24 protein-coding genes are annotated in these 22,774 nt (G+C 70.2%); 17 read left to right on the forward strand and 7 right to left on the reverse strand.

Annotated elements, in window-relative coordinates; translation table 11 throughout:
* Positions 1–15 precede the first annotated feature (15 nt).
* The 3 genes from JOD54_RS11535 to tatB all read left to right on the forward strand — a co-directional run bounded on the left by JOD54_RS11535 (position 16) and on the right by tatB (position 3,753).
* Positions 16–624 carry an anti-sigma factor family protein gene (locus JOD54_RS11535; RefSeq protein ID WP_204450537.1) on the forward strand — a complete coding sequence of 203 codons (609 nt, stop codon included), beginning with the start codon at positions 16–18 and terminating at the stop codon, positions 622–624.
* 1,420 nt (positions 625–2,044) lie between these two features.
* Positions 2,045–3,310 (forward strand): S1C family serine protease, encoded by a 1,266-nt coding sequence (locus JOD54_RS11540; protein ID WP_307859942.1) that lies wholly within the window; start codon positions 2,045–2,047, stop codon positions 3,308–3,310.
* Between the two features lie 44 nt (positions 3,311–3,354).
* Positions 3,355–3,753: a Sec-independent protein translocase protein TatB gene (tatB, locus tag JOD54_RS11545; RefSeq protein ID WP_204450539.1), complete on the forward strand. Its 399-nt coding sequence runs from the start codon at positions 3,355–3,357 to the stop codon at positions 3,751–3,753.
* Positions 3,754–3,834: 81 nt separating this feature from the next.
* On the opposite strand, the gene JOD54_RS11550 is transcribed toward tatB, so the two are convergent.
* Positions 3,835–4,980, reverse strand: a complete 1,146-nt coding sequence (locus JOD54_RS11550; protein ID WP_204450540.1) for an Mrp/NBP35 family ATP-binding protein — start codon at positions 4,978–4,980, stop codon at positions 3,835–3,837.
* Between the two features lie 125 nt (positions 4,981–5,105).
* Here JOD54_RS11550 and JOD54_RS11555 point away from each other — a divergent pair, with 125 nt between their 5' ends.
* A complete protein-coding gene (locus JOD54_RS11555; protein WP_204450541.1) occupies positions 5,106–5,558 on the forward strand; it encodes a MarR family winged helix-turn-helix transcriptional regulator in 453 nt (150 codons plus the stop codon).
* Here the strand turns inward: JOD54_RS11555 and JOD54_RS11560 are convergent.
* From JOD54_RS11560 to JOD54_RS35515, 5 genes are read right to left on the reverse strand one after another with little or no spacing between them, the layout of a single operon-like run.
* Positions 5,555–6,091: a DUF1003 domain-containing protein gene (locus JOD54_RS11560; RefSeq protein WP_204450542.1), complete on the reverse strand. Its 537-nt coding sequence runs from the start codon at positions 6,089–6,091 to the stop codon at positions 5,555–5,557. The two genes, JOD54_RS11555 and JOD54_RS11560, sit on opposite strands and share 4 nt — an antisense overlap.
* Positions 6,084–7,349, reverse strand: coding sequence for a magnesium transporter MgtE N-terminal domain-containing protein (locus JOD54_RS11565; protein ID WP_239574396.1), 1,266 nt, complete (start codon positions 7,347–7,349; stop codon positions 6,084–6,086). Before JOD54_RS11565 ends, JOD54_RS11560 begins: the two co-directional genes overlap by 8 nt.
* A gap of 51 nt (positions 7,350–7,400) precedes the next feature.
* Entirely contained in the window at positions 7,401–8,330 is a 930-nt protein-coding gene (locus tag JOD54_RS35505; RefSeq protein WP_204450544.1) for an ArsR/SmtB family transcription factor, read from the reverse strand.
* Entirely contained in the window at positions 8,327–9,253 is a 927-nt protein-coding gene (locus JOD54_RS35510; protein WP_204450545.1) for an ArsR/SmtB family transcription factor, read from the reverse strand. The genes JOD54_RS35505 and JOD54_RS35510 overlap by 4 nt, the downstream gene beginning before the upstream one ends.
* On the reverse strand, positions 9,250–10,182 hold the full coding sequence (locus tag JOD54_RS35515) for a winged helix-turn-helix domain-containing protein (protein ID WP_204450546.1): 933 nt from the start codon (positions 10,180–10,182) through the stop codon (positions 9,250–9,252). Before JOD54_RS35515 ends, JOD54_RS35510 begins: the two co-directional genes overlap by 4 nt.
* 377 nt (positions 10,183–10,559) lie before the next feature.
* Between JOD54_RS35515 and JOD54_RS11585 the strand changes: the two genes are divergently transcribed.
* The 13 genes from JOD54_RS11585 (at position 10,560) to JOD54_RS11645 (ending at position 21,661) form a co-directional block, all read left to right on the forward strand.
* Positions 10,560–11,627: an HpcH/HpaI aldolase/citrate lyase family protein gene (locus tag JOD54_RS11585; protein ID WP_204450547.1), complete on the forward strand. Its 1,068-nt coding sequence runs from the start codon at positions 10,560–10,562 to the stop codon at positions 11,625–11,627.
* A complete protein-coding gene (locus JOD54_RS11590) occupies positions 11,620–12,462 on the forward strand; it encodes an HpcH/HpaI aldolase/citrate lyase family protein (protein WP_307859943.1) in 843 nt (280 codons plus the stop codon). The genes JOD54_RS11585 and JOD54_RS11590 overlap by 8 nt, the downstream gene beginning before the upstream one ends.
* 67 nt (positions 12,463–12,529) lie before the next feature.
* A complete protein-coding gene (locus tag JOD54_RS11595; protein ID WP_204450548.1) occupies positions 12,530–12,838 on the forward strand; it encodes a hypothetical protein in 309 nt (102 codons plus the stop codon).
* Between the two features lie 124 nt (positions 12,839–12,962).
* Positions 12,963–13,148 (forward strand): hypothetical protein, encoded by a 186-nt coding sequence (locus JOD54_RS11600; protein ID WP_204450549.1) that lies wholly within the window; start codon positions 12,963–12,965, stop codon positions 13,146–13,148.
* Positions 13,149–13,287: 139 nt separating this feature from the next.
* Positions 13,288–14,478 (forward strand): acyl-CoA dehydrogenase family protein, encoded by a 1,191-nt coding sequence (locus JOD54_RS11605; RefSeq protein ID WP_204450550.1) that lies wholly within the window; start codon positions 13,288–13,290, stop codon positions 14,476–14,478.
* 124 nt (positions 14,479–14,602) lie between these two features.
* Complete coding sequence (locus JOD54_RS11610) at positions 14,603–15,130, forward strand: YflT domain-containing protein (protein ID WP_204450551.1); 528 nt, start codon at positions 14,603–14,605, stop codon at positions 15,128–15,130.
* 221 nt (positions 15,131–15,351) lie between these two features.
* Positions 15,352–16,566, forward strand: coding sequence for an ABC transporter substrate-binding protein (locus JOD54_RS11615; protein WP_307859944.1), 1,215 nt, complete (start codon positions 15,352–15,354; stop codon positions 16,564–16,566).
* Positions 16,563–17,453, forward strand: a complete 891-nt coding sequence (locus tag JOD54_RS11620; protein WP_204450553.1) for a carbohydrate ABC transporter permease — start codon at positions 16,563–16,565, stop codon at positions 17,451–17,453. Before JOD54_RS11615 ends, JOD54_RS11620 begins: the two co-directional genes overlap by 4 nt.
* Positions 17,453–18,286, forward strand: coding sequence for a carbohydrate ABC transporter permease (locus JOD54_RS11625; protein WP_204450554.1), 834 nt, complete (start codon positions 17,453–17,455; stop codon positions 18,284–18,286). The genes JOD54_RS11620 and JOD54_RS11625 overlap by 1 nt, the downstream gene beginning before the upstream one ends.
* Before the next feature lie 3 nt (positions 18,287–18,289).
* The gene (locus JOD54_RS11630; protein ID WP_204450555.1) at positions 18,290–19,471 is read left to right on the forward strand and encodes an ABC transporter ATP-binding protein; all 1,182 of its coding nucleotides are present in this window, start codon (positions 18,290–18,292) and stop codon (positions 19,469–19,471) included.
* 109 nt (positions 19,472–19,580) lie between these two features.
* Positions 19,581–19,928: a peptidase inhibitor family I36 protein gene (locus JOD54_RS11635; protein ID WP_307859946.1), complete on the forward strand. Its 348-nt coding sequence runs from the start codon at positions 19,581–19,583 to the stop codon at positions 19,926–19,928.
* Between the two features lie 238 nt (positions 19,929–20,166).
* On the forward strand, positions 20,167–20,667 hold the full coding sequence (locus tag JOD54_RS35995) for a hypothetical protein (protein WP_204450556.1): 501 nt from the start codon (positions 20,167–20,169) through the stop codon (positions 20,665–20,667).
* Positions 20,668–20,695: 28 nt separating this feature from the next.
* A complete protein-coding gene (locus JOD54_RS11645) occupies positions 20,696–21,661 on the forward strand; it encodes a hypothetical protein (RefSeq protein WP_204450557.1) in 966 nt (321 codons plus the stop codon).
* A gap of 2 nt (positions 21,662–21,663) precedes the next feature.
* On the opposite strand, the gene JOD54_RS11650 is transcribed toward JOD54_RS11645, so the two are convergent.
* Positions 21,664–22,503, reverse strand: a complete 840-nt coding sequence (locus JOD54_RS11650; RefSeq protein ID WP_204450558.1) for a ParB N-terminal domain-containing protein — start codon at positions 22,501–22,503, stop codon at positions 21,664–21,666.
* Positions 22,504–22,774: the final 271 nt, after the last annotated feature.

Consider the following 22,774-nt stretch of genomic DNA (forward strand, 5'->3'; position numbering starts at 1 on the left):
TGTGGAGGTCGACTCATGACGCTCGAACGCGCCCTCGGGCTGGGCGAGCAGCACCTGCTGCCCGACGCCGTGGTCGCCTTCGTCGACGGTGAGCTCAGCCGGGCCGCCCACGACCGGGTGACCTCCCACCTGACCAGCTGCACCGGCTGCGCCGCCGAGATCACCGCGCAGCGCCAGGCCAGCGCCGAGGTCCGCGCCGCGTCCGCCCCGGCCATGTCGGCCGGGCTGCTCGCCGCGCTGCGGGCCATCCCGCTGGAGACCGAACTGCCCGCCACCCCCGACGGCCTCGCCGTCACCGCCGACGGCCAGCTCGTCGCCATCCAACGCCCCGACCGGGCCGCCGCCGCGTTCGGCGCGGGCGCGCCCTTCGGCTCCGGCCCCAAACTGGGCGAGGGCCGAGTGGTCCTCGGCAAGCGCAACCGCCGAGCCGCCCAAGGCGCAGGCGTGGTCGTGTCCGGCCTCGTCCTCGGCGCCCTGGCCCTGGTCAACACCGGCGGCCCAACCCCAGCGGCCACCCCACAGCCCACCCAGCCCCTCGACGGCGGAGCCCAGCCCGTGGGCTTCGTCGGCCAAGGCACCATGCCGTCCCTGTTCCCCAACTACAGCATGGTGGCCGCCCGCTAAGACCTTTCTCCACACGTGAAGGCCACTGCCAACCAAGGCGGTGGCCTTCATGCTGTCCCCTGATCACTCCACAGCCGCTGCCGCGTGACCCTTCTCCGTACGCCGCGGCGCCGCTCACATGCTTGCTGTGTCCCTGCCGAGGCGGTGCTGCGCTCCTAGCCGCCACTCACGCGGTCCCCTCGTCCGTACCGCGTCCCCTCGCCGCGTGCCTCGTTGCCACGCCGTTGGCCCTTGCCGCGCCTCGTCGCTTCCGCTGCGGCCCTCGCCTCCCTATGCCCCGCTCCGGGCTGCGTTTTCTTGCCCTCGCCCTCTCCGTGCTGCTCACAGCGCTACCCGCCTCGCCGTGCCGCCAGCCGTGTCGGGCCGCTCGTCATGCGAGTCCTGCTTTCGCAGCGCTTCTCCCTCCTCCACCGTTCGCTCGCCTGCCGCGTCCCCATGCCACATCCCCCACCCGTGCATTGCCGCCTGCCTGCCGCGTCCGGCGCCTCGCCCTCGCCGCCCTTTCTCCGCACACCGCCCTCGTCCTTTGCCCACGCTGCGGGCCCTCGCCGCCTCACTGCTCACCGCGCCTTGCGGCTCGCCCACCTCTTGGTGCTCGCAGCCGCCCCTCCTTGACGCACTCCCTCTTTCCGCGCCGTGTCGTCCCTGACCCTGCCGCCTTTCTCCCGCGCCGTCCCCGTCCGTGCCGTCCTTCCCCGCTGCCCTCACTGCCCCCGCCTCCCGCACCGCGATCCCGTCCTTGCTGCGGCCTTCTTTCGCGCTGTGCCTCCCTCGTCCTCACTGCCCTCCTTCTCGCGCAGCCGCCCGCCCTCGCTTTGACCGCGCCTCCCGTCCTGGCCGCGTCCCCGGCTTCCGTCCCGCTCCTGCCACTTTGCTGCGCCTTCTCGTGTCGTCCCGTCCGCCCTGCCCGCGTCGCTCGCCTTCGCCGCGTCTCTCCCTCCGCCCCTCCCGCGACACTCCCGGGTGAACCTGACCCCAACCACCCGCTTCACCCAGGCCGCACTTGTCCACAACCCGCCCGCCCATCCACAGCTTTTCGCAACCCCCTTCCGCGCCCCCCACCCCCGGTAAACTGGCACCGGGGACGCCCCCCAGTGGTGTGGTGGGGGTTGGTGTGGTGGGGGTGGTCCCCGGAACGGGGGGTGGGGGTCCGCACGCGCACTTCACCGGGGGTTTGGCAGGGTGGACGGTGATGAACCAGAACCCTGAGTCGGGTGGTGAGCAGCGGCTCGCGCCCAGGCCGTTGGAGCGTCCGGCGGTGGATCCTTCCGCTGAGGCGGTGTTCGGGCGTCCTGCTGGTGTCGCTGGGGCGTTCTCCCCGGTTGGGGCTGCGCCGGTGGCTGTGGGGGAGGTTCGGTCCACCCCGCCGACGCCGGAGGCTTTGGTTAGTGCGTTTGGGCGGCCTGTGGGGGAGACCGCGGTGTTGCAGCGGCCGCCGGGGAGTCGGGAGGCGGGGGCGGGGGGCGATGAGGCTCTCTGGTCCGCGGACTCCGACCCGTGGCGGGATCCGGCGGCTGGGGCCGTGATCGGGCCGCCCGCGGTGGCGAAGGACGACGACGAGGACGAGGGGGCGCCGGACAAGACCGGGCCGCTGCTCAGTCTGAGCGATGTGCTGTTCGGGCGGCGGGTCAAGCCGTTGGCGCTGGGTGTGCTCGGGCTGGTCGCGCTGGTGATCGGGGCGGCCGGTGGGTTCGTCGGGTGGTTGGTCGCCAGGGGTGGGGACGCGTTGACCAGCGAGGTGACCCTCGCGCAGACCGACGTCGGCAAGGAGCGGCCCGCTGGGTCGGTCGCCGACATCGCCAAGCGGGTGCGGCCCGCCGTGGTGTCGATCGAGGTGAAGATCGCCCAGGGCGGCGGGACCGGGTCCGGGGTGGTGATCGACGGCTCCGGCTACATCGTGACCAACTGGCACGTGGTGACCCTGGAGGGCCGCGCGGACGCCTCCGCGAAGATCACCACCGTGTTCACCGACGGGACCAGGGCCGAGGCGCAGTTGGTCGGCACCGACCCCAAGACCGACCTCGCGGTGATCAAGGTGAAGGTCACCAACCCGACCGTGCTGCAGTTCGGCGACTCGGCCAAGCTGCAGGTCGGCGACAGCGTGCTGGCCATCGGCTCGCCGCTGGGCCTCACCGACACCGTCACCGAGGGCATCGTCAGCGCGCTGCACCGGCCGGTCGTGGCAGGCGGCGACAACGGCGAGTCCCCGATCACCTACGACGCGATCCAGACCGACGCCGCGGTGAACCAGGGCAACTCCGGCGGCCCGCTGGTGGACTCCACCGGCGCGCTGGTCGGCATCAACTCGGCGATCCGCAGCAGCGCGGGCAACACCGGCAGCGTCGGCCTCGGGTTCGCCATCCCGTCCAACGACGCCAAGCGCATCGCCGAGGCGATCATCCGCGACGGGTCGGTCAAGCACGCCGACCTCGGCGCGAACGTCAAGTCGGTGTCCGCGGAGACCGCGGAGGGCGCCCAGGTGGTCAACGTGACCGACGGCGGGGCGGCCGCCAAGGCCGGGCTGGCCGAGGGCGACGTGATCCGCAAGGTCGGCGACCGGCAGGTCCGCAACGCCGCCGAGCTGACCGTGGCGGTCCGGCAGTACCAGCCGGGGCAGACCGTTCCCGTGGTGTTGGCCAGGCAGGGCCGGGAGCTGACCATTCAGGTAACCCTGCAGTCGGATTGACCGGCTACGCTGGTGGCCTGAGGCGTAGTTCGGAGGTAGCGAGGGTGTTCGAAAGCATCGGCTGGGCCGAGATCCTCGTACTCGGCATCGCCGGTTTGTTCATCTTGGGCCCGGAGCGGTTACCCGGTGCGGCCGCCTGGGTGGGGCGCAGCATGCGCAAGGTGCGCGAGTTCGCGACGGGGGCCCGCGACCAGCTCAAGGGCGAGCTGGGCACCGACTTCGACGATCTGCGCAAACCGCTGCAGGACCTGCAGCAACTGCGCAACTTCGACCCGAAGCAGATGGTCGCCAAACAGCTCTTCGGTGACGACACCAACGGCACCAAGCCCAACGGCTTCGCCGCGTCGCAACCGGCCATCCCCCCGGCCCCGCCCGCACCGAAGGCGGATCCCCCCAAGCTCAACCCCGGTGAGCGTCCCCCGATCGACCCGGACGCCACCTGACGACGAAGAGACCCGGCGCAGGCGCCGGGTCTCTTTCGTCTGTTGTGTGTTCCCCGTGAAACGGCGGTAATCGGACGGGCGCTAGCGGCCTGCGGGGGACACCGAGAGCATCCGGCCTGCGAGGCCGCGGGCGCGGACCGAGAGCTTGGTCGCGATGTCGGTCAGGACCTTCGCCGCTGTGGTGTCGGGCTGGGACAGGACCAGGGGCGTCCCGGCGTCGCCGCCTTCGCGTAGGCGGGGGTCGAGGGGGACCTGGCCGAGTAGCGGCACCGTCGAGCCCACTGCACGCGACAGGGAGTCGGCGACGGTGTGGCCGCCGCCGGTGCCGAAGAGGTCGGCGCGGGTGCCGTCGGGCAGTTCGAACCAGGACATGTTCTCGATCACCCCGGCGACCCGCTGGCGGGTCTGCAGGGCGATCGCCCCGGCGCGCTCGGCGACCTCGGCCGCGGCCTGCTGCGGCGTGGTCACGACCAGGATCTCGGCGTTCGGGATCAGCTGGGCGACCGAGATGGCGATGTCGCCGGTGCCGGGCGGCAGGTCGAGCAGCAGCACGTCCAGGTCGCCCCAGAAGACGTCGGCCAGGAACTGCTGCAGCGCTCGGTGCAGCATCGGGCCGCGCCACACCACCGGGGTGTTGCCCGGGGTGAACATGCCGATCGAGATGACCTTCACGCCGTTGGCCTGCGGCGGCAGGATCATCTTCTCGACCTTGGTCGGCTTGTCCGTCGCGCCGACCATGCGCGGGATGGAGTGGCCGTAGATGTCGGCGTCGACGATGCCGACCTTGACCCCGCGCGCGGCCATGGCGACCGCGAGGTTGACCGTGACGCTGGACTTGCCGACGCCGCCCTTGCCGGAGGCCACGCAGTACACCCTGGTCAGCGAGCCGGGTTCGGCGAACGGGATGCGCGGCTCCTCGGCGTCGCCGCGCAGGGTCTTGCGCAGGGCGGTGCGCTGGGCGTCGTCCATCACGTCCAGCTCGACCGCGACCGAGGCCACCCCGGGCAGCGCCGCCACCGCGGCGGTGACGTCCTTGGTGATCTTGTCGCGCAGCGGGCAGCCCGCCACGGTGAGGTAGACCGCGACCTCGACCCGGCCGTCCGGGTGCACCGCGATGTCCTTGACCATGCCGAGGTCGGTGATCGGCCGGTGGATCTCCGGGTCCTGCACGCCCGCCAGGGCCTTGCGGACGGCCTCGACCTCGGGAACCTGTTGGGTGGTGGTCACCGCCCCATGCTACGGGCGGGTAGCGGGGCGGGGTGCGCGCGGATGGTCAGAACCACAGTCCACCGCGTGCGGACCCGGTCCCGTTCCGTACCATTACCACCCTGTTTGTGCCGCTAGGAGGAATCTTGACCGTGCCGGAGAGCACCGCCCGGCCCACCCGAGAAGAACTGCACGCGTGGCGCACCTTTTTGCGGGCGCACGCGCACATCACCCGGGTGCTCGAGGCCGAGTTGGTCGCCGAGCAACGGCTTTCCCTCGGGGGCTACGACGTCCTTGTCCAGTTGGCGGAAGCCCCGGGCCGCAAATTGCGAATGGCAGAACTCGCCGACGCGGTCCTGCTGTCGCGCTCCGGGGTGACCAGGCTGGTCGACCGGCTGGAACGGGCCGGGATGGTGGCCAGGGAACGGGTCGCGGGCGATGGCAGGGGGGTGGTCGCCGCGCTCACCGAACAGGGGCTGGACGTGTTGCGCACCGCGTCCAAAACGCATCTCGCCGGTGTTGCCCGGCACTTTGTCGCGCGATTGGATGACACCCAGTTGAGCGATCTGGGTGACCTCTGCGGGAAGTTGATCGACTAGCTCGAGACCTCGTCCCAGCGCGGGTCCTCGCGCAGGGTTTTCGCGTCCGGCCGCGATTTGTTCCGCTTGCCCTTGAGGTCGCCGCGCAGTTTGTCGAGCTCGCCGCGCAGGTAGTCGCGCGTGGCGACCTCGCCGACGGCCAACCGCAGCGCGGCGAGCTCGCGGGCGAGGAACTCGGTGTCGGCCTTGGTCTGCGCCGCGCGCGCCCGGTCCTCCTCCAGCGACACCCGGTCGCGGTCGTCCTGGCGGTTCTGCGCGAGCAGGATCAGCGGCGCGGCGTAGGCGGCCTGGGTGGAGAAGGCCAGGTTGAGCAGGATGAACGGGTAGGGGTCCCAGCGCAGGGTGACCGCGACCAGGTTCGTGGTGATCCAGGCCAGCACGATCAGCGTCTGCCAGAACAGGAACTTGCCGGTGCCCAGGAACCGGGCCAGCCGCTCGGAGAAGCGGCCGAAGGCGTCCGGGTCGATGGCCAGCCGCCACCCGCGCGGCTGGCGGGGCTGGTCGAGGCGGCGCCGGGGGCTTGGCTCAGGCACTGTCGCTCCCGTTCCGGCCGACCGGTTCGCGCTCGCGCCAGTTCTCCGGCAGCAGGTGGTCGAGGACGTCGTCGACGGTGATCGCGCCGAGCAGGTGTTCCTCGTCGTCCACCACCGGCGCGCAGACCAGGTTGTAGGTGGCGAAGTAGCGGGTCACCTCGACCAGCGAGTCGGTCGGCCGCAGCCGGGCCAACTCCTTGTCGACCGCGCCCGCGACCAGGTCGAACGGCGGTTCGCGCAGCAGCCGCTGGATGTGCACGCAGCCCAGGTAGCGGCCGGTCGGGGTGGCCGTCGGCGGCCTGCAGACGAACACCATGCTGGCCAGCGCGGGCGGCAGGTCGGGGTTGCGCACCCGGGCCAGCGCCTCGGAGATCGGCGCGTCCGGGGTGAGCACGATCGGTTCGGGGGTCATCAGGCCGCCCGCGGTGTCGTAGGAGTACTCCAGCAGCCGCTTGACCGGCGCGGACTCCTCGGGCTCCATCAGCTCCAGCAGCCGGTTCTTGTCCGGTTCCGACAGCTCGGCGAGCAGGTCGGCCGCGTCGTCGGGGTCCATCGCCTCGAGCACGTCGGCGGCGCGCTCCTCGTCGAGGTGGGCCAGCAGCTCCTTCTGGTCCTCCTCGGGCAGCTCCTCGATGACGTCGGCGAGCCGTTCGTCGTCGAGCGCGTCGGCCACCTCGTAGCGGCGCTTGAGCGGCAGGTCCTGCAGCGCGGTGGCCACGTCGGCGGCCCGCATGGTGTCGAACACGGCCAGCAGCTGGTCGGCGGCCTGCGGCGCGGTGGACAGCTCGGTGATCCCCGGCGCGCGGATCTCCGACCAGGCCAGCACCGTCACCGGTCCGCGCCTGCCCAGCCGCCCGGTGCGCTCGCGGATGGCGACCCGCGAGAGCACCCAGTCCCTGGTCCTGGTCTGCTCCATCGCGGTGTCGACCACCTGGGCCCGCGCGCCGCTGGCCACCACCGTCACCCTGGCGTCGAGCAGTTGGCCGACGACCAGGACCTCGTTGGGCCGCTGGTGGAAGTGCCGCAGGTTGACCGAGCCGGTGGCCAGGGTGACCGCGTTCGCGTCGATCGTGGCGACCCGCAGCATCGGCACGAAGATCCGCCGCCGGGTGGCCAGCTCGATTACCACGCCGAGCACCCTCGGCGGCGACCCGTCGGTGCGCAGCCCGGCCACCAGGTCGCGGATCCGGCCGATCGACTCGCCGTCCGGCCCGAACACCGGCAGACCGAGCAACTGCGCCGCGAAGATCTTGCCCATGCCCGCCACGCGGTCAGGCTAGCCCGACTCGGGCCCGCGCACCGGTCGGCGTCAGCGGATGACCTGGTCGTTGCGCTGGTACCGCACCTCGCGCTTGACCCGCGCCTTGGTGATCAGGCTGGCGCTATAGAGCACGGACAGGTGGTAAGAGACGGTTCCTGGTGCCAGGCCGTGTCGCTTGGCCAGGTCCGTAGTGGTGCGGGGCATATCGAGGTCGCGCAGCAGGGCCGCGCGCGTAGGGCCCAAGAGCTTGGCTAGCGCGGCCGGGTCTGCTTTGGGCGCGACCAGACCTTGAGGCGGGTAGTACAAGACGGAGTTCTCCGCCTCTTCCAGTTGCGTGTAGAACTCCGGCCACGTCAGGGCCACCGGTGTCACCGTTAGGTCGCCCGGTGTGCCTTCACGGTTCCAAGAGTTGACGATCCGCAGCGTGCTGCCGTCCCAGGTGATGTTGCTGTGCAGGGACGTGAAGAGTGCGCCCACGCCTTCTGTCGCCATGATCCGCGCTTTGGCGGAGATGTCGTCGTCCAGGCGTTCCTTCAAGCCGGACCAACTGTCGGCCATGGCTATGGTCCAGAACTTGGCCATCCCGTTGGCGAGTCGTGTGGCGAGCGTCCCCGCTTCCGCCGCAGCGACGACCGCGTTCGACGGGGCTGGCATCTTCGCCACCTGTTGCGCCGCGACTTCCGCTGACGTCCCCGCCATCAGTTCCAACTGGGTAGGCCAGACGAGGTCGGGCGGAACTATAGGCGGGATCGGTGTGATGAGGTCCGGCTTGTAGTAGGGACCGCTAGGCAGCGTGCTCGCGACCAAACGCACATCTGGGTCGCGCAGCGCGAAGCGTGCCGCGGCTCCCGGCTTGCCGAACACGGGGTGCTGGCGCTCGTTGACGGTGTTCAAGAGCCAAGCCATCGCTTCAGCGGCGGGCGACGTCGCGAGGCGGACCTTGTTCAGCACGGCCGCGCCGAGGTGGGCCGTGATCACTGGAACCTGTCGGTGCGTTGGTAGAGAACGGTTCGCTTGGCGCGGGACTTGCTGATCAGGCCGGAGCTGTGCAGGACGGACAGGTGGTAGGAGACGGTCGCGGGCGCCAGGCCGTGCCGCCTGGCCAGGTCCGTGGTGGTGCACGGTGCTTCGAGGTCGCGCAGCAGGGCCGCGCGGGTCTGCCCCAGGAGCTTGGCCATCGCGGCGGGGTCGGTGTTGGCCGACCCGAGCGTGGGCGGCGGGTAGTACAGGACGGCGTTCTCGGTGTCGCCCAACTGGATGTAGAACCTTGGCCACGTCAGGGCCACCGGCGTCACGGTCAGGTCGCTCGGCCGCCCGTCCTGCTCCCACGGGGTGGCGATCCGCAGCGTGTCGCCGTCCCAGGTGATGTCGCCGTGCAGGGAGGTCAAGAGGGAACCGATGCCCTCCGTCGCCATGATCCGGGCCCTGGCCGCGATGTCGGCGTCGAGGCGTTCCTTCAGACCGGGCCAGCTGTCGGCCATGGCGGTGGACCAGAACTTGCTCATCCCGTTCGCGAACCGCGAAGCGAGCGTCCCCGCCTCAGCCGCTGCGATGACCTCCTTCGGCGGGGCGTCCAACTGCGCCACCTGGCTCGCGGCGTCTTCCACCGAGGTCTCCGCCATCACCTCAAGTTGCGTAGGCCAAACCCTGTCGGGGGGAACAAGAGGCGGGAGAGGGGCTAAGAGGTCCATCTTGTAGTTGGCGTTGCTGGGGAGCGTGCTCGCGACTAGTCGGACATCTGGGTCGCGCATCGCGAACCGAGCCGCGGCCCCCGGCTTGCCGAAGATCGGGTGCTGGTGATCGTTGACCGTGAGGAACAGCCAAGCCATGGCCTCGGCGGCGGGGGACGTGGCGAGGCGGACCTTGTTGAGCACGGCCGCGTCGAGGTGGGCTGTGATCACTGGAGCCTGTCGGTGCGTTGGTAGAGGACGGTCTTCTTGGCCCGCGACTTGGTGACCAGCCCGGAGCCGTGCAGCACGGACAGGTGGTACGACACCGTCCCCGCCGCGAGGTGGTGGCGCTTGGACAGGTCGGTCGTGCTGCGCGGCACGTGGAGGTCTTGCAGGAGCGTCGCCCGGGTGGAGCCGATCAGCCGCGAGATGGCGTCCCGGTCGCCGTCGGTCGGGACGCCGAGCCCCTGCGGCGGGTAGTACAAGACCGAGTTCTCCTGGTCTTCGAGCTGCACGTAGTAGTTGGGCCAGGTCAGCGCTACCGGGCTGATGACCAGATCGGTCGGCGCCTTGTCCCAGTAGCAGGCGTTCTTGGCGACCTCGACGGCTTCCCCGTTCCAGCGGATGCCGGTGTGCAGCGTGCCGAGCACCTCACCGATACCGCTGGTCGCCATCAGCTTCGACTTCGCGGCCACGTCGAGGTCGAGCCGCTCGCGCAGCCCCGACCAGCTGTCGGCCATCGCCGCGGACCAGAACCGGGCGAGCCCCTGGGCGGCGCGCGCGGCGAACGTGCCGGACTCCGCCGCGCGCACGGCGTCGGCGTTCGGCCGCATGCTGGACCGGACCTGCTTGGCCGCGACGTCCGCCTCGGTGGCGGCGGTGACCTCCAGCTGATCCGCCCACGTCCGCTCCGCCGGACCGCGCGGGGGCGGCGGGGACAGCAGGTCGGGCATGTAGCCCGGCCCCTGCGGCAGCGTGCTCGCGATCATCCGCACGTCGCGGTCGCGCAGGGCGAACCGCGCGGCCGGTCCGGGGGCGCCGAAGATCGGGTGCCGTCCACCGTCGACGGTCAGCACCAGCCAGGCCAGGGCCTCCGCCGCGGGGGAGATCGCCAGCCGGACCCGGCTGAGCACCGGGGCGGACAACCGGGCGGTGATCACCTGGCCAGGCTAGCGGCTCGACCCAGATGGTTGGTGGGGTATCGGCCTGTCCACGGCGTTCCTGGCAAGGCGCCGGAACGGCCTCGTACTGGGCGTACTCGGTCGTTTCGGCAACGCAGCCAGGGACGTCGTGGGCGGGTCGAGACCCTGTCAACCATCTGGGTCGGGCCGCTAACGCTGCATTCGAACGCCTTCGAATGGTTTCCGGTTACCGGTCGGTTCGCGATCTCCTGTGGTCCTGGGGGTCTGGCGGCCGGGACCGGGGGGTGGTCCCGGCCGCCGGGGGAGTGGCGGTGGCCACAATGGCGGCCCGGCTCGGGGCGTGGTCGACTAGAACACTGGTTGTTACTGGTCGGTTAACCTCGCGCGGAGGTCGCATGCGCTCCCCCAAGGACTTCTTCCGCCCGCTCGCCGTCGGCGCTCCCGAGCCGGTGCGGGAGATCCCGTTCCGGCCCTCGCGCATGATCCACTTCTTCGACCCGGGCAACGAGAAGATGGCCGCCAAGGTGCCCGACCTGGTGGCCAAGGCCGATGTCGTGCTCGGCAACCTCGAGGACGCCATCCGCGCCGACCACAAGGTCGCCGCGCGCGAGGGGCTGGTGCGCGTCGCGCGGGCCACCGACTTCGCCGACACCCAGCTGTGGACCAGGGTCAACAGCCTCGACTCGCCGTGGGTGCTCGACGACCTGATCACCCTGGTCACCGAGATCGGCGACAAGCTCGACGTGATCATGGTGCCCAAGGTGGAGAGCGCCGCCGACATCCACTACGTCGACCGGTTGCTGGCGCAGTTGGAGGCCAGGGCCGGGCTGACCAGGCCGATCCTGGTGCACGCGCTGCTGGAGACCGCCGCTGGCGTGGCCAACGTCGAGGACATCGCGACCGCCAGCCCGCGCATGCAGGGCATCTCGCTCGGCCCCGCCGACCTCGCCGCGAGCCGCCGGATGAAGACCACCCGCGTCGGCGGCGGTCACCCCGGATACCTCGTGCGCACCGACCCCGTCGGCGAGGACCTGACCGCGGGCCGCACCACCTATCAGCAGGACCTGTGGCACTACACCGTCGCGCGGATGGTCGACGCCTGCGCCGCGGCCGGGATCCTGCCGTACTACGGCCCCTTCGGTGACATCGCCGACGTCGTCGCCTGCGAGGACCAGTTCCGCAACGCGTTCCTGCTCGGCTGCGTGGGCGCGTGGAGCCTGCACCCCCGCCAGATCGAGATCGCCCGCCGCGTGTTCTCCCCGGACCCGGCCGAGGTCGCGTGGGCCCGCCGCGTCATCGCCGCCATGGGGGACGGCACCGGCGCGGTCATGCTCGACGGCAAGATGCAGGACGACGCCACCGTCAAGCAGTGCCGGGTGATGGTCGAACTCGCCGACGCCCTCGCCGCCCGCGACCCCGAACTCGCCCGCGCCTACGCCGCCGAGGAGAACCCCCGTGGCTAACCCCCGCCGCTCCGCCCTGTACATGCCCGGCGCCAACGAGCGCGCCCTGGAGAAGGCCCGCGGGCTCGACGCGGACGCGCTGATCCTCGACCTGGAGGACTCGGTGTCCCCGGACGCCAAGGCCGCGGCCCGCGATCTCGTGTGCGCGGCCGCCGGGTCCTACGGCAAGCGGGAGGTGACGATCCGCGTCAACGGCCTCGACACCGAGTGGTTCGCCGACGACGTGCGCGCCGCGGTCGCCGCCGCCCCGGACGCCATCGTCGTCCCCAAGGTCAACTCCGCCGCCGACGTCCACCGCATCCTCGACGCCGTCCCCAGCGACCTCCCGATCTGGGCGATGGTCGAATCCCCCCTGGCCATGCTGCACGCCTACGAGATCGCCTCCGCCTCCCCCCGCGTCGCCGTCCTCGTCCTGGGCACCAACGACCTGGCCAAGGAACTGCACGCCGAACACGTCCCCGGCCGCGGCCCACTGCTGACTTCCCTGTCGCTGGCCCTGCTCGGCGCCCGAGCCGCAGGCAAAGCCATCCTCGACGGCGTCTACAACGACGTGAAGGACCTGGACGGCTTCGCTGAGGAGTGCACCCAAGGCCGCCAGTACGGCTTCGACGGCAAGACCCTGATCCACCCGGGCCAACTCGAACCGTGCAATCGGATCTTCGCCCCCTCCGAAGCCGAGATCGCCCACGCCGAGAAGGTGATCGCCGCCTTCGAGGAGGCCAAAGCCGCAGGCAAGGGCGTAGCCACCGTCGACGGCAAGATGATCGAAAACCTCCACGTCGCCAACGCCGAACGGGTTCTCTCGGTGGCCGCGGCGATCGCGGGCCGGGACTGACCGTCAGCCCGTTGAAGGTTCGGTGAACTCGGTCAGGCGGTGCCGCCAGGCCTGACAGAGTGCGGGTATGAGCGAGGTGCCCGCCGGGAGCGGGGAGTGGTGGGTGTTGGTCGAGCGGGTGGGGGAGCCCGGGGACATCAGCGAGGCGCACAGGGCGGGTGAGCGGACCGCGGCCGAGGAGATGGCTTGGGCGGTGGCGCGGGAGTACAAGCCGCGGGTGTTGCGGCGGGTTCGGCGGCGGTTGGTGTTTCGGCGGCCTGAGGGTGGGTACGTCGTGAGGGTCGATGGGGTCACCGGGGACGATTACTTCCGGGTACTCCTCGTCGAGATGATGGGTGAGTTCGACGGTAAAGGCAGTGAGGTGACCGGGGCGTGATGTTCACGCTCTGAACATGCCGCAGGTCGCGGGCGTTACGAACCTGCCCAGGTTGCCGTGACATAACGCACAGATCACGGCGGAGACTTGCTCGTGACCATCGGCCTGGGGTGCCCTAGACGGCATGGGTAGACACAGCCTTCCTCAAGAGTCGCGTGGCGTGCTGAGCTTCTTCGGCGGACGCGGCAGGCAGCGGGATGACCTGTTCGACCGCAGCTTCCGCTCCTGCACCGACTGCGGGGCCGACGTCTACGTGCTCGCCGAGGACTGCAAGGACTGCGGGACCACCCTGGAACTGCGCGCTGGCTGAACCCCACAAGACCACTCGACGGCCCGGGTACCGGACAAGGTGCCCGGGTCGTCGCGCGTGGTGTGGCGCACTCGACGGCGCGAACGGGCGTTAACCGCGACATACTGACCGGTAACAACCTCGGCCCAAGGGAGCTCGCATGGCCCGCCTCGCGCAGACCGCCGGACTGACCGACATCCAGCGGGAGATCCTGGCCACGGTCAAGGACTTCGTGGACAAGGAGATCATCCCGCACGCGCAGGCCCTCGAGCACGCCGACGCCTACCCCGCCGACATCGTCGCGGGCATGCGCGAGATGGGCCTGTTCGGCCTGACCATCCCGGAGGAGTACGGCGGCATCGGCGAGTCGCTGCTGACCTACGCCCTGGTCGTCGAGCAGATCGCCCGCGGCTGGATGAGCGTGTCCGGCGTGATCAACACCCACTTCATCGTGGCGCACATGGTCAAGCAGCACGGCACCGAGGCGCAGAAGCGGCACTACCTGCCCAGGATGGCCACCGGCGAGGTTCGCGGCGCCTTCTCCATGTCCGAGCCCGACCTCGGTTCCGACGTCGCCGCGATCAAGACCAGGGCCAGGCGCGACGGCGACACCTACACCGTCGACGGCGCCAAGATGTGGCTCACCAACGGCGGCAGCTCCAACCTCATCGCACTGCTGGCCCGCACCGACGAGGGTGCCGAGAAGCCGCACCAGAACCTCACCGCGTTCCTGGTCGACAAGCCGGAGGGTTTCGGCGAGGTCGCGCCCGGCCTGACCATCCCCGGCAAGATCGAGAAGATGGGCTACAAGGGCGTCGACACCACCGAGGCGGTCTTCGACGGCTACCGGATCGGCGCCGACCAGGTCCTCGGCGGCGCGCCGGGCAAGGGCTTCGCGCACATGATGGACGGCGTCGAGGTCGGCAGGGTCAACGTCGCCGCCCGCGCCTGCGGCATCGCGATCCGGGCGTTCGAGCTCGCCGTCGACTACGCCCAGCAGCGGCGCACCTTCGGCAAGGCCATCGTCGAGCACCAGGCGATCGCCTTCAAGCTCGCCGAGATGGCCACCAAGGTCGAGGCGGCGCACCTGATGATGGTCAACGCCGCGCGGCTCAAGGACTCCGGGCAGCGCAACGACGTCGAGGCGGGCATGGCCAAGCTGCTGGCCAGCGAGTACTGCGCCGAGGTGACCCAGGAGTCGTTCCGCATCCACGGCGGCTACGGCTACTCCAAGGAGTACGAGATCGAGCGGCTGATGCGCGAGGCGCCGTTCCTGCTGATCGGCGAGGGCACCAGCGAGATCCAGAAGACGATCATCTCGCGCGGCCTGCTGCGCGAGTACGGTGCTTGATCTCTCCCACCACCCGCCCCCTCTTCCCCGCCCGGCATCGTTCCCGGCTCCCGGTGCCCGGTTCCCGCCTGAACCGGACGAGTCGGATTAGCACGGCAGGGAACTGGTTGGCAGGATGGGGGCCATGACCGGTGCGTTCTCCGGCCCTGGACGAGCGAACCAGGGTCTGCCCAAGGTCCCGACCCCGCCCAGCGGCTGGCCGATCGGGTCCTACGACACCTACCAGGAAGCCCACCGCGCGGTGGAGCACCTGGCGACGAGCGAGTTCCCCGTCGAGGAGGTGACCATCGTCGGGGTCGACCTCATGCTCGTCGAGCGCGTGATCGGGCGGCTGAGCTGGCCGAAGGTGCTGGGCACCGGCGCGCTCTCCGGCGCCTGGTTCGGCCTGTTCGTGGGGCTGCTGCTCGGCCTGTTCAACCAGCAGCAGGCCTCCTTCGGCCCGATCCTGGTCGGCCTGGGCATCGGTGTGGTGTTCGGTGTGGTCTTCGCCGCGGCCGGGTACGCCAGCACCCGCGGCCGCGGCCGGGAGATCGCCTCGGCGACGCAGTTGGTCGCCGGGCGCTACGACGTGCTCGCCCAGCCGCGCAACGCCGAGCGGGGCCGTGACCTGCTGGCGAAGCTGTCGATGCGGCCGAACGGCGGCATTGGCTAGGCCGTTCGCGCGTCGAATTGCGGGCCGTGATCACCGGATTTAGTTTCAGGTGACCCGGTCGCGGGTACCGAGCTACCCGCGTGACGGCGCACGTCGAGGTGCTAGCTCGTGTCGGTCGGTCTCCTCGGCGTGTCCCGTCGGAAGGAGGTCGGACGATGGGGCGTGCTCATCGGATACCCGGCCGCCGAGGACGACGCCTGCGAGCGGCGCTGTGCGCCGCTGTGATCGCTAGCCCGTTGGTGGCGGCATGTGGTTCGGACAGTGGCGGGATCACCGTCAACGTCTACTACTCCACTGAGGAGAACTTCGACAAGGTCGTCGCCAACTGCAACGCGGCGGCGGCCGGGCGGTACACCATCGCCCTCAACGTGTTGCCGCGCGGCGCCGACGACCAGCGCGAGCAGATGGTGCGCCGGTTGGCGGCTGGCGACACCGACATGGACGTGCTGGGCCTGGACGTCACCTGGGTCGCCGAGTTCGCCGAGGCGGGCTGGATCAGCGAGTGGACCGGCCAGGACAAGGCCGACGTCGAGGACGGCACCCTCGCCGGGCCGCTGGCGACCGCGAAGTGGGAGGACAAGCTCTACGCCGCGCCGAAGAACACCAACGTGCAACTCCTGTGGTACCGCAGCGATCTTGTGCCGACCCCGCCGAAGTCGTGGGGCGAGATGCTGGAGCAGGCGCAGCGGCTCAAGGCGGAGGGCAAGCCGGGCGGCATCCTGATGACCGGCGCCCAGTACGAGGGCCTCGTGGTGCAGTTCGCCACGCTCACCGCCGGTGCGGGCGGCAAGATCCTCTCCGACGACAGCACCCGCGCGGTGGTCGACGACGGCGCGGTCAAGGCGCTGGAAGCGTTGCGGGACTTGGCGAACTCGCCCGCGGCCAGCCCGTCGCTGTCCAACGCCAAAGAGGACAACATCCGGCAGGAGTTCGAGTCGGGCAAGAGCGCGGCGTTCCAGTTGAACTGGCCGTTCGTCTACGCCTCGATGGCCAAGTCCAACCCGGACCTGGCCAAGGTGTTCAAGTGGGCGCCCTACCCGGCGATCGACCCGAGCAAGACCGGGACCGCGACCCTCGGCGGGTTCAACCTCGCGATCAGCTCGTACTCCCAGCACAAGCCGGAGGCATTCGAGGCGGCGAAGTGCTTGCGCAGCGCGGAGAACCAGAAGTACTCGGCGATCAACTCCGGTGTGCCGCCGACCATCGAGTCGGTCTACGACGACCCGGAGATGGCACAGCCGTACCCGATGCGCGACGCGATCCTCGACGAGCTCAAGAACCCGGCCGTGCGCCCGATCACCCCGGCGTACCAGAACGTCTCCACGCTGATCTCCACCATCCTGTCCCCACCGGGGGCCATTGACCCCAAGGCCACCGCGGCGAGGTTGCGCACGGAACTGCAGGACGCTCTCGACTCGAAGGGGGTTCTGCCGTGAAGACCGTGACCGACGGCAAGAAGGCCGAGCGCAGGCTCGGGTTGTGGCTATGCGCGCCTGCCGCGCTGGTCATGGTCGCGGTGACCGCCTACCCGATCATCTACTCGGTGTGGCTGTCGCTGCAGCGCTACGACCTGCGGTTCCCCGCCGAGCGCGAGTTCGTCGGGATCGAGAACTACGTCACCGTGCTGACCAACTCCTACTGGTGGAGCGCGTTCGGGGTCACCACGCTGATCACGGTCATCTCGGTGGCCATCGAATTGGTGCTGGGCATGGCGTTGGCGCTGGTGATGCACCGGACGCTGGTCGCCCGCGGTCTCATCAGGACGGTCGCGCTCATCCCGTACGGCATCGTGACCGTGGTGGCCGCGTTCTCCTGGCGCTACGCCTGGGACGACAACACCGGTTACCTGGCCCAGCTGTTCGCCCCCGACGCCGCGCCGCTGACCCAGCGGGCCTCGGCGCTGGGGATCATCATCCTCGCCGAGGTCTGGAAGACCGTGCCGTTCATGGCGTTGCTGCTGATGGCCGGTCTGGCGCTGGTGCCGGAAGACCTGCTCAAGGCGGCGTCGATGGACGGCGCCGGGCCGTGGCAGCGGTTCACCAAGGTGATGCTGCCGGTGATGAAGCCCGCGATCCTGGTGGCGCTGCTGTTCCGCACCCTGGACGCGTTCCGCATCTTCGACAACATCTTCGTGCTCACCAGCGGCGCGCAACAGACCGGCTCGGTGTCCATGCAGACCTACAACAACCTGATCCGCGGCTTGAACCTGGGCATCGGGTCGACGATGTCGGTGCTCATCTTCATCGCCGTGGCCGCCATCGCGTTCCTGTTCGTGAAGGTCTTCGGCGCCGCCGCGCCCGGCAACGACGGGGGGAAGCGCTGATGGCCACCACCGAGAGCGGTGCCAAGGTCCGGTGGGCCCTGATCGACGTCGTCGTGCTGGTCTACGCCCTGGTCCCGGTGCTGTGGATCGTGTCGCTGTCGTTCAAGACCAAGGAAACCCTGGCGGACAAGAACTTCATCCCGCGCGAGTGGACCTGGCAGAACTACGCCGACATCTTCACCACCAACCAGTTCCTGCGGGCGTTGCTGAACTCCGTGGGGATCGCGCTGATCGCGACCCTCATCGCCGTCGTGCTCGGCACCATGGCCGCCTACGCCATCGCCAGGCTGGACTTCCCCGGCAAGCGGGCGCTGGTCGGGGTGTCGCTGCTGATCGCGATGTTCCCGCAGGTGTCGTTGGTGACGCCGCTGTTCGAGATGGAGCGCTCGCTCGGGCTCTTCGACACCTGGCCGGGGCTGATCCTGCCCTACATCACCTTCGCGCTGCCGCTGGCGATCTACACGCTGTCGGCCTTCTTCCGGGAGATCCCCTGGGAGCTGGAGAAAGCGGCGAAGATGGACGGGGCGACCCCGGCGCAGGCGTTCCGCAGGGTGATCGCGCCGCTCGCCGCGCCAGGGGTGTTCACCACGGCCATCCTGGTGTTCATCTTCTGCTGGAACGACTTCCTGTTCGCCATCTCGCTGACCTCGACGACCTCGTCGCGGACCGTGCCAGCGGCGCTGTCGTTCTTCCAGGGGTCCTCGCAGTTCGAGGACCCGACCGGCACCGTCTCCGCCGCCGCGGTGGTCATCACGGTGCCGATCATCCTGTTCGTGTTGTTCTTCCAGCGCCGCATCGTCGCGGGGCTGACCTCGGGCGCGGTGAAGGGCTAGGTCATGGCTGAGATCGTTCTGGACAAGGTCACCAAGCGGTACCCCGACGGCGCGCTCGCCGTGTCCGATGTGGACATCACGATCGCCGACGGCGAGTTCATCATCCTGGTCGGGCCCTCCGGCTGCGGGAAGTCCACCACGCTGAACATGATCGCCGGTCTCGAGGACATCACCGACGGCGAGCTGCGCATCGACGGGCAGCGGGTCAACGAGCGGGCCCCCAAGGACCGCGACATCGCCATGGTGTTCCAGTCCTACGCGCTGTACCCGCACATGAGCGTGCGGGAGAACATGGCGTTCCCGCTGCGACTGGCCCACGTGGACAAGGAGACGATCAACAGCAAGGTCGAGGAGGCCGCGCGCATCCTCGACCTCGGGCAGCACCTGGACCGCAAACCGGGCAACCTGTCCGGCGGGCAGCGGCAGCGGGTGGCGATGGGGCGGGCGATCGTGCGCGACCCCAAGGCGTTCCTGATGGACGAGCCGCTGTCCAATTTGGACGCCAAGCTGCGGGTGCAGATGCGCACCTCGGTCGCCAAGCTGCAGCGGCGGCTGGGCACCACCACGGTCTACGTCACCCACGACCAGACCGAGGCGATGACCCTCGGCGACCGCGTTGTGGTGATGCGTGGCGGATTGGTGCAGCAGATCGGCTCCCCGCAGGACCTCTACGACCAGCCGGTCAACCTCTTCGTCGCGGGCTTCATCGGCTCGCCGTCGATGAACTTCCTGCCCGCCACCCTGGAAGGCGGCAGGCTGAACACGCCGCTGGGCGCCGTCACGTTGACGGACCGGATCCGGCGGCTGGCGGAGTCGGCGAAGGCGCCGCGCAAGGTGCTCGTCGGTCTGCGGCCCGAGCACTTCGAGGACGCCGAACTGCTCGACGACACCGAACGCGGCCGCGGCGTCACCTTCACCGCGACCGTCGAGGTGCTGGAGTCCATGGGCTCGGACAAGTTCGCCTACTTCCCGGTGGAGGGCGAAACGGCGACCTCGGCCGAACTCGACACCCTGGCCGCCGAGACCGGCTCGACCGAGATGACCGACAGCGGACCCCAGATCGTCACCCGCCTCGCGGCCGCCTCCACCGCCACCGAAGGCGCCCCCGTCGACGTCTGGTTCGACCCCGACAAGCTCCACCTCTTCGACCCCACCGACGGCCGAACCCTCACCCACGTCAAGTAACCCGATCGGGGCTGTGCACAACTTCGCGCACGGTCCCGGACTTTCTGTCACCTTGATCCCCGTCGAGCGGCTCACCGGGAGCCGCCCAACGGGGATCAAGGAGTTTTCGGTGCTGTTGAGGGTTGTTGTGCTGAGCCTGGTCGCGGTGTTCGGCCTGGCCGCACCGGCGAGCGCGTCGGTGTCCGTTCGGTGCGATCGGGGCGAACTCTGCGTGTGGTCCGGCTTGGCCTTCCGCGGCGAATCCGGCCGTCTGGGTGTGGGGGCCGTCGCGGAGGGGGAGTGCCTGGTGCTGGGCCGGGAGACGCGGTCGTTGGTGAACCTGCTGCGGAGGGAGGTGACGGTGTACGAGTCAGCGGAATGCGCCACGGCCGCGGACTTCACCACGTACCCGGGGATGGGCACCTACGTCCCGGCGACACCGTTCGTGGTCCGCGCGATCCAGGTCTGGCCAGCGTGATGGCTGGGTTCTGCTCGCGGGGTGTGGCCGTTTGCCGTGGGGTGCCAATCGGCTGGGCGGCGGATCGGAGGTGGTGTGGCTGGCCGTGGTCGGGATGAGGGTGGGGCGCACCGCTGACCGGCTTCCGCCTCTGCGGGTTGAGTTGCCCGGGCGGTCCATCTCCTGGCTGTGCGGCACATCCCGCGGCTCGACGGCGACGGCGTTGTGTGGCTTGAGGGCGCGCATCGACTGCCACCAGGTGGCTTTGCCCACCGTCTCGAAGACGGCGTCCACCCGCCCGGGCAGGCGGGCGTCGGACTCGAAGGTGTCGTGTGTGCCCGGCTCGGCGACCAGGGCCTGCTTGGCCTCGGAGCGGCCTGCCACTGACGGCTGCACCGTCTCCGCGGGAGCGCTCAGCTGCATCGTGGGCACCCTGGCGCCTGGGCTGTCGTTCATCGCCGACGTGGTGCTGGGTGTGGTCGCCGAGTTCGTGGCGCCCACGTTCTCGATCAACACCGCCGCGTCGGTGACCGCGCCGGACCCGGCCGCCTCGTGCACCGATCCACTGGGCACGGTGGTCGATCCCACTCGCTGCCGCGCGTGGGAATCCGTCGACGGTGGCGCCACCGTCCATCGCGGGCCGCCACTGCGCTGGTGCGGTTCGGGCGGTCTCGGGTGGGCCGGGTGGTTGCCCGTTCGGGCAGGGATCGTGCTGGGTGGTTATGTCCGGCTGGTGGGGTTCGACGTGGATAGGAGGTGATCTTTTCCCTGCATAGGGGGCGGTGCGCGTGGCGTCCGAGGTGGTCGGTGAGGGTGCTGAGCGGGACTGGTCGGTGCCGGTTGAGGGGCGGCACCCGGCTTCGGCTTGGCGGATGTCGGTGGTGGAGCGGCTGCAGCGGTTGCAGGCCGAGATCGACCACCGGGGCGGCGATGTCCCGCGGGCCGTGCACACGGCCATGGGGATCGCGGCGCGGGCGGTGCTGCTGAAGAGTTCCTTACCCCGGTGGTACTCCGGGGTGAACTTGGAGCGGGCGTGGCGCGCGGTGCACCTGGCCGACGAGGTGCTGGTCGCCTCCAGTCCGGACCTGGTCGGGCGGATGCCTGCGATCCGCGCGACCGTCGCCCGCAAGTTGTCCGCCAAGGACGCCAGGGTGAAGGCGCTGGAGCCCGCCGTCTTTGACGGGTTGGCGGCGTCCGCGCAGCGGGAGGTCGTCCTCGCCGCCCTGCGCGCGGCGCACCAGGCCTCGCACGACGCGGCGACGGCGGTGCGCAGCCTGCGGAACCGGATCATCCTGTTCGGCTTGCTGCTGCTCGGGATCAACCTCGCCGTCGGCTGGTTGACCGCCTACCACGAGCACATGCTGCCGCTCTGCCTCACCAGCGGGTCCACCACCACCTGCCCCACCGGCGGCGCCACCCCCACCAGTGGCGACGTCTGGTGGCTGCAGCTCATGGGGATGCTGGGCGCCTCGATCGCCGTGGTGGTCCTGCTCCTGCGCACCAAACCCAGCGTCGTCCCCTACACCCTGACCCCGTACCAGGCCCTCGTCAAAGTCCTCCTCGGCTCCATCCTCTCCGTGATCGGCGTCCTGATCCTGCGCGCCGGTCTGCTCACCGACGTCGTGACCAGTCAGGCCGCGCTGCTCACCTTCGCCCTGGTGCTCGGCTACTCCCAGCAGGTGGGCACCCGCCTGCTCGACACCTTCGCCGACCAGGTCGTCCAACGCGCCCAACCCTCGGCCACCACCGAATAGCGTCAGTCGCGGGTGCGCAGGGTGGTGAGCACGCTGTCGTCCCAGTTGTGGGAGCGGATCAGGCGGTAGCGCTCGCCCACGGCCCAGAGGTAGACCTCGGCGTTGGTGCGGTCGGTGGCGATGCCCGCTTGGCGGACCATCTCGACGACCGGGGTGAACTCCTCGGTGTGCCAGCGGGAGGCCACCGTGGGGCGGTCGAGGAAGCGCTGTTCGTCCTGCATCAGGCGGAAACCCCAGGCTTCGACCGCTTCGCTCAGTTCCGCGTAGTCCCACGGGTCGGTCAGGCTGATCGTCGCCCGCGCCGCGGGGTCGAGGGGGACGCGGTCGAGGAAGATCCGGTGGAAGTCCTTGGTGATCAGGTCGCCGCGCAGGCGGATGCCGGTGGCGGGGACCCGGGTGGTGATCTGGGTGACGACCGCGTCGATGGTCCCCAGGCCGAGGGCGTGGGCCACGGACACGCGGTGGTGGCCGTCGACGACGAAGTGGAGGTCGCCGATGCGGTAGAGGTCGACCGGTGGGGTCGGCTCGCCGCGGCGGGCGGCGCGGGCCAGGCGTTCCCACCGCTGCCGCGACTGGGCGGACGTCGGCCGGAAGCGGCGGTCGAACTCCCGGCCGCGGTCGACGCTGCCGACGATGGAGTCCAGGGGGACGACCTGCCTGCCCAGTCGCCGTTCGCCGGTGCGGCCGAGGGCGGCGACGACCTCGTCGAAGGGCAGCATGATGTTCACGTCGTCGGGTTCTCGGCGCAGCCACGCGCCGAGCCGGGCCAGCACCTGGCCGCGGCGCGCCCGCAGGAAGTCGTACTCGGCGTCGGCGGCGGGGAATCCGGTGTCACGCGGCATGGCTGGCTCCCGGGATCTGCGGAGGCCCCCAGTCTTCTCCCCTGATCGGCCGCCCGCACACTGCGCCGCCCGGGTGAAATCGGCGGGTGCGGGCACCGCGTCTGGGTGGGCGTCCGCGGTCCGTTTCCGGACTGTGGCTGGGGAACGGGTGACGTGCGCCGCCCGCGCGTGAACGCTCGGTAACCTGCCGTTCGCGCAGGGGGCCGTGACCTGTGGTCGGGCTGTCGTGCTCGGCTGGTACGAAGATGCGCACACCGGGCAACTTCCCGGT

Origin of the sequence: Actinokineospora baliensis, from assembly GCF_016907695.1 — a bacterium.
Lineage (GTDB): Bacteria > Actinomycetota > Actinomycetes > Mycobacteriales > Pseudonocardiaceae > Actinokineospora > Actinokineospora baliensis.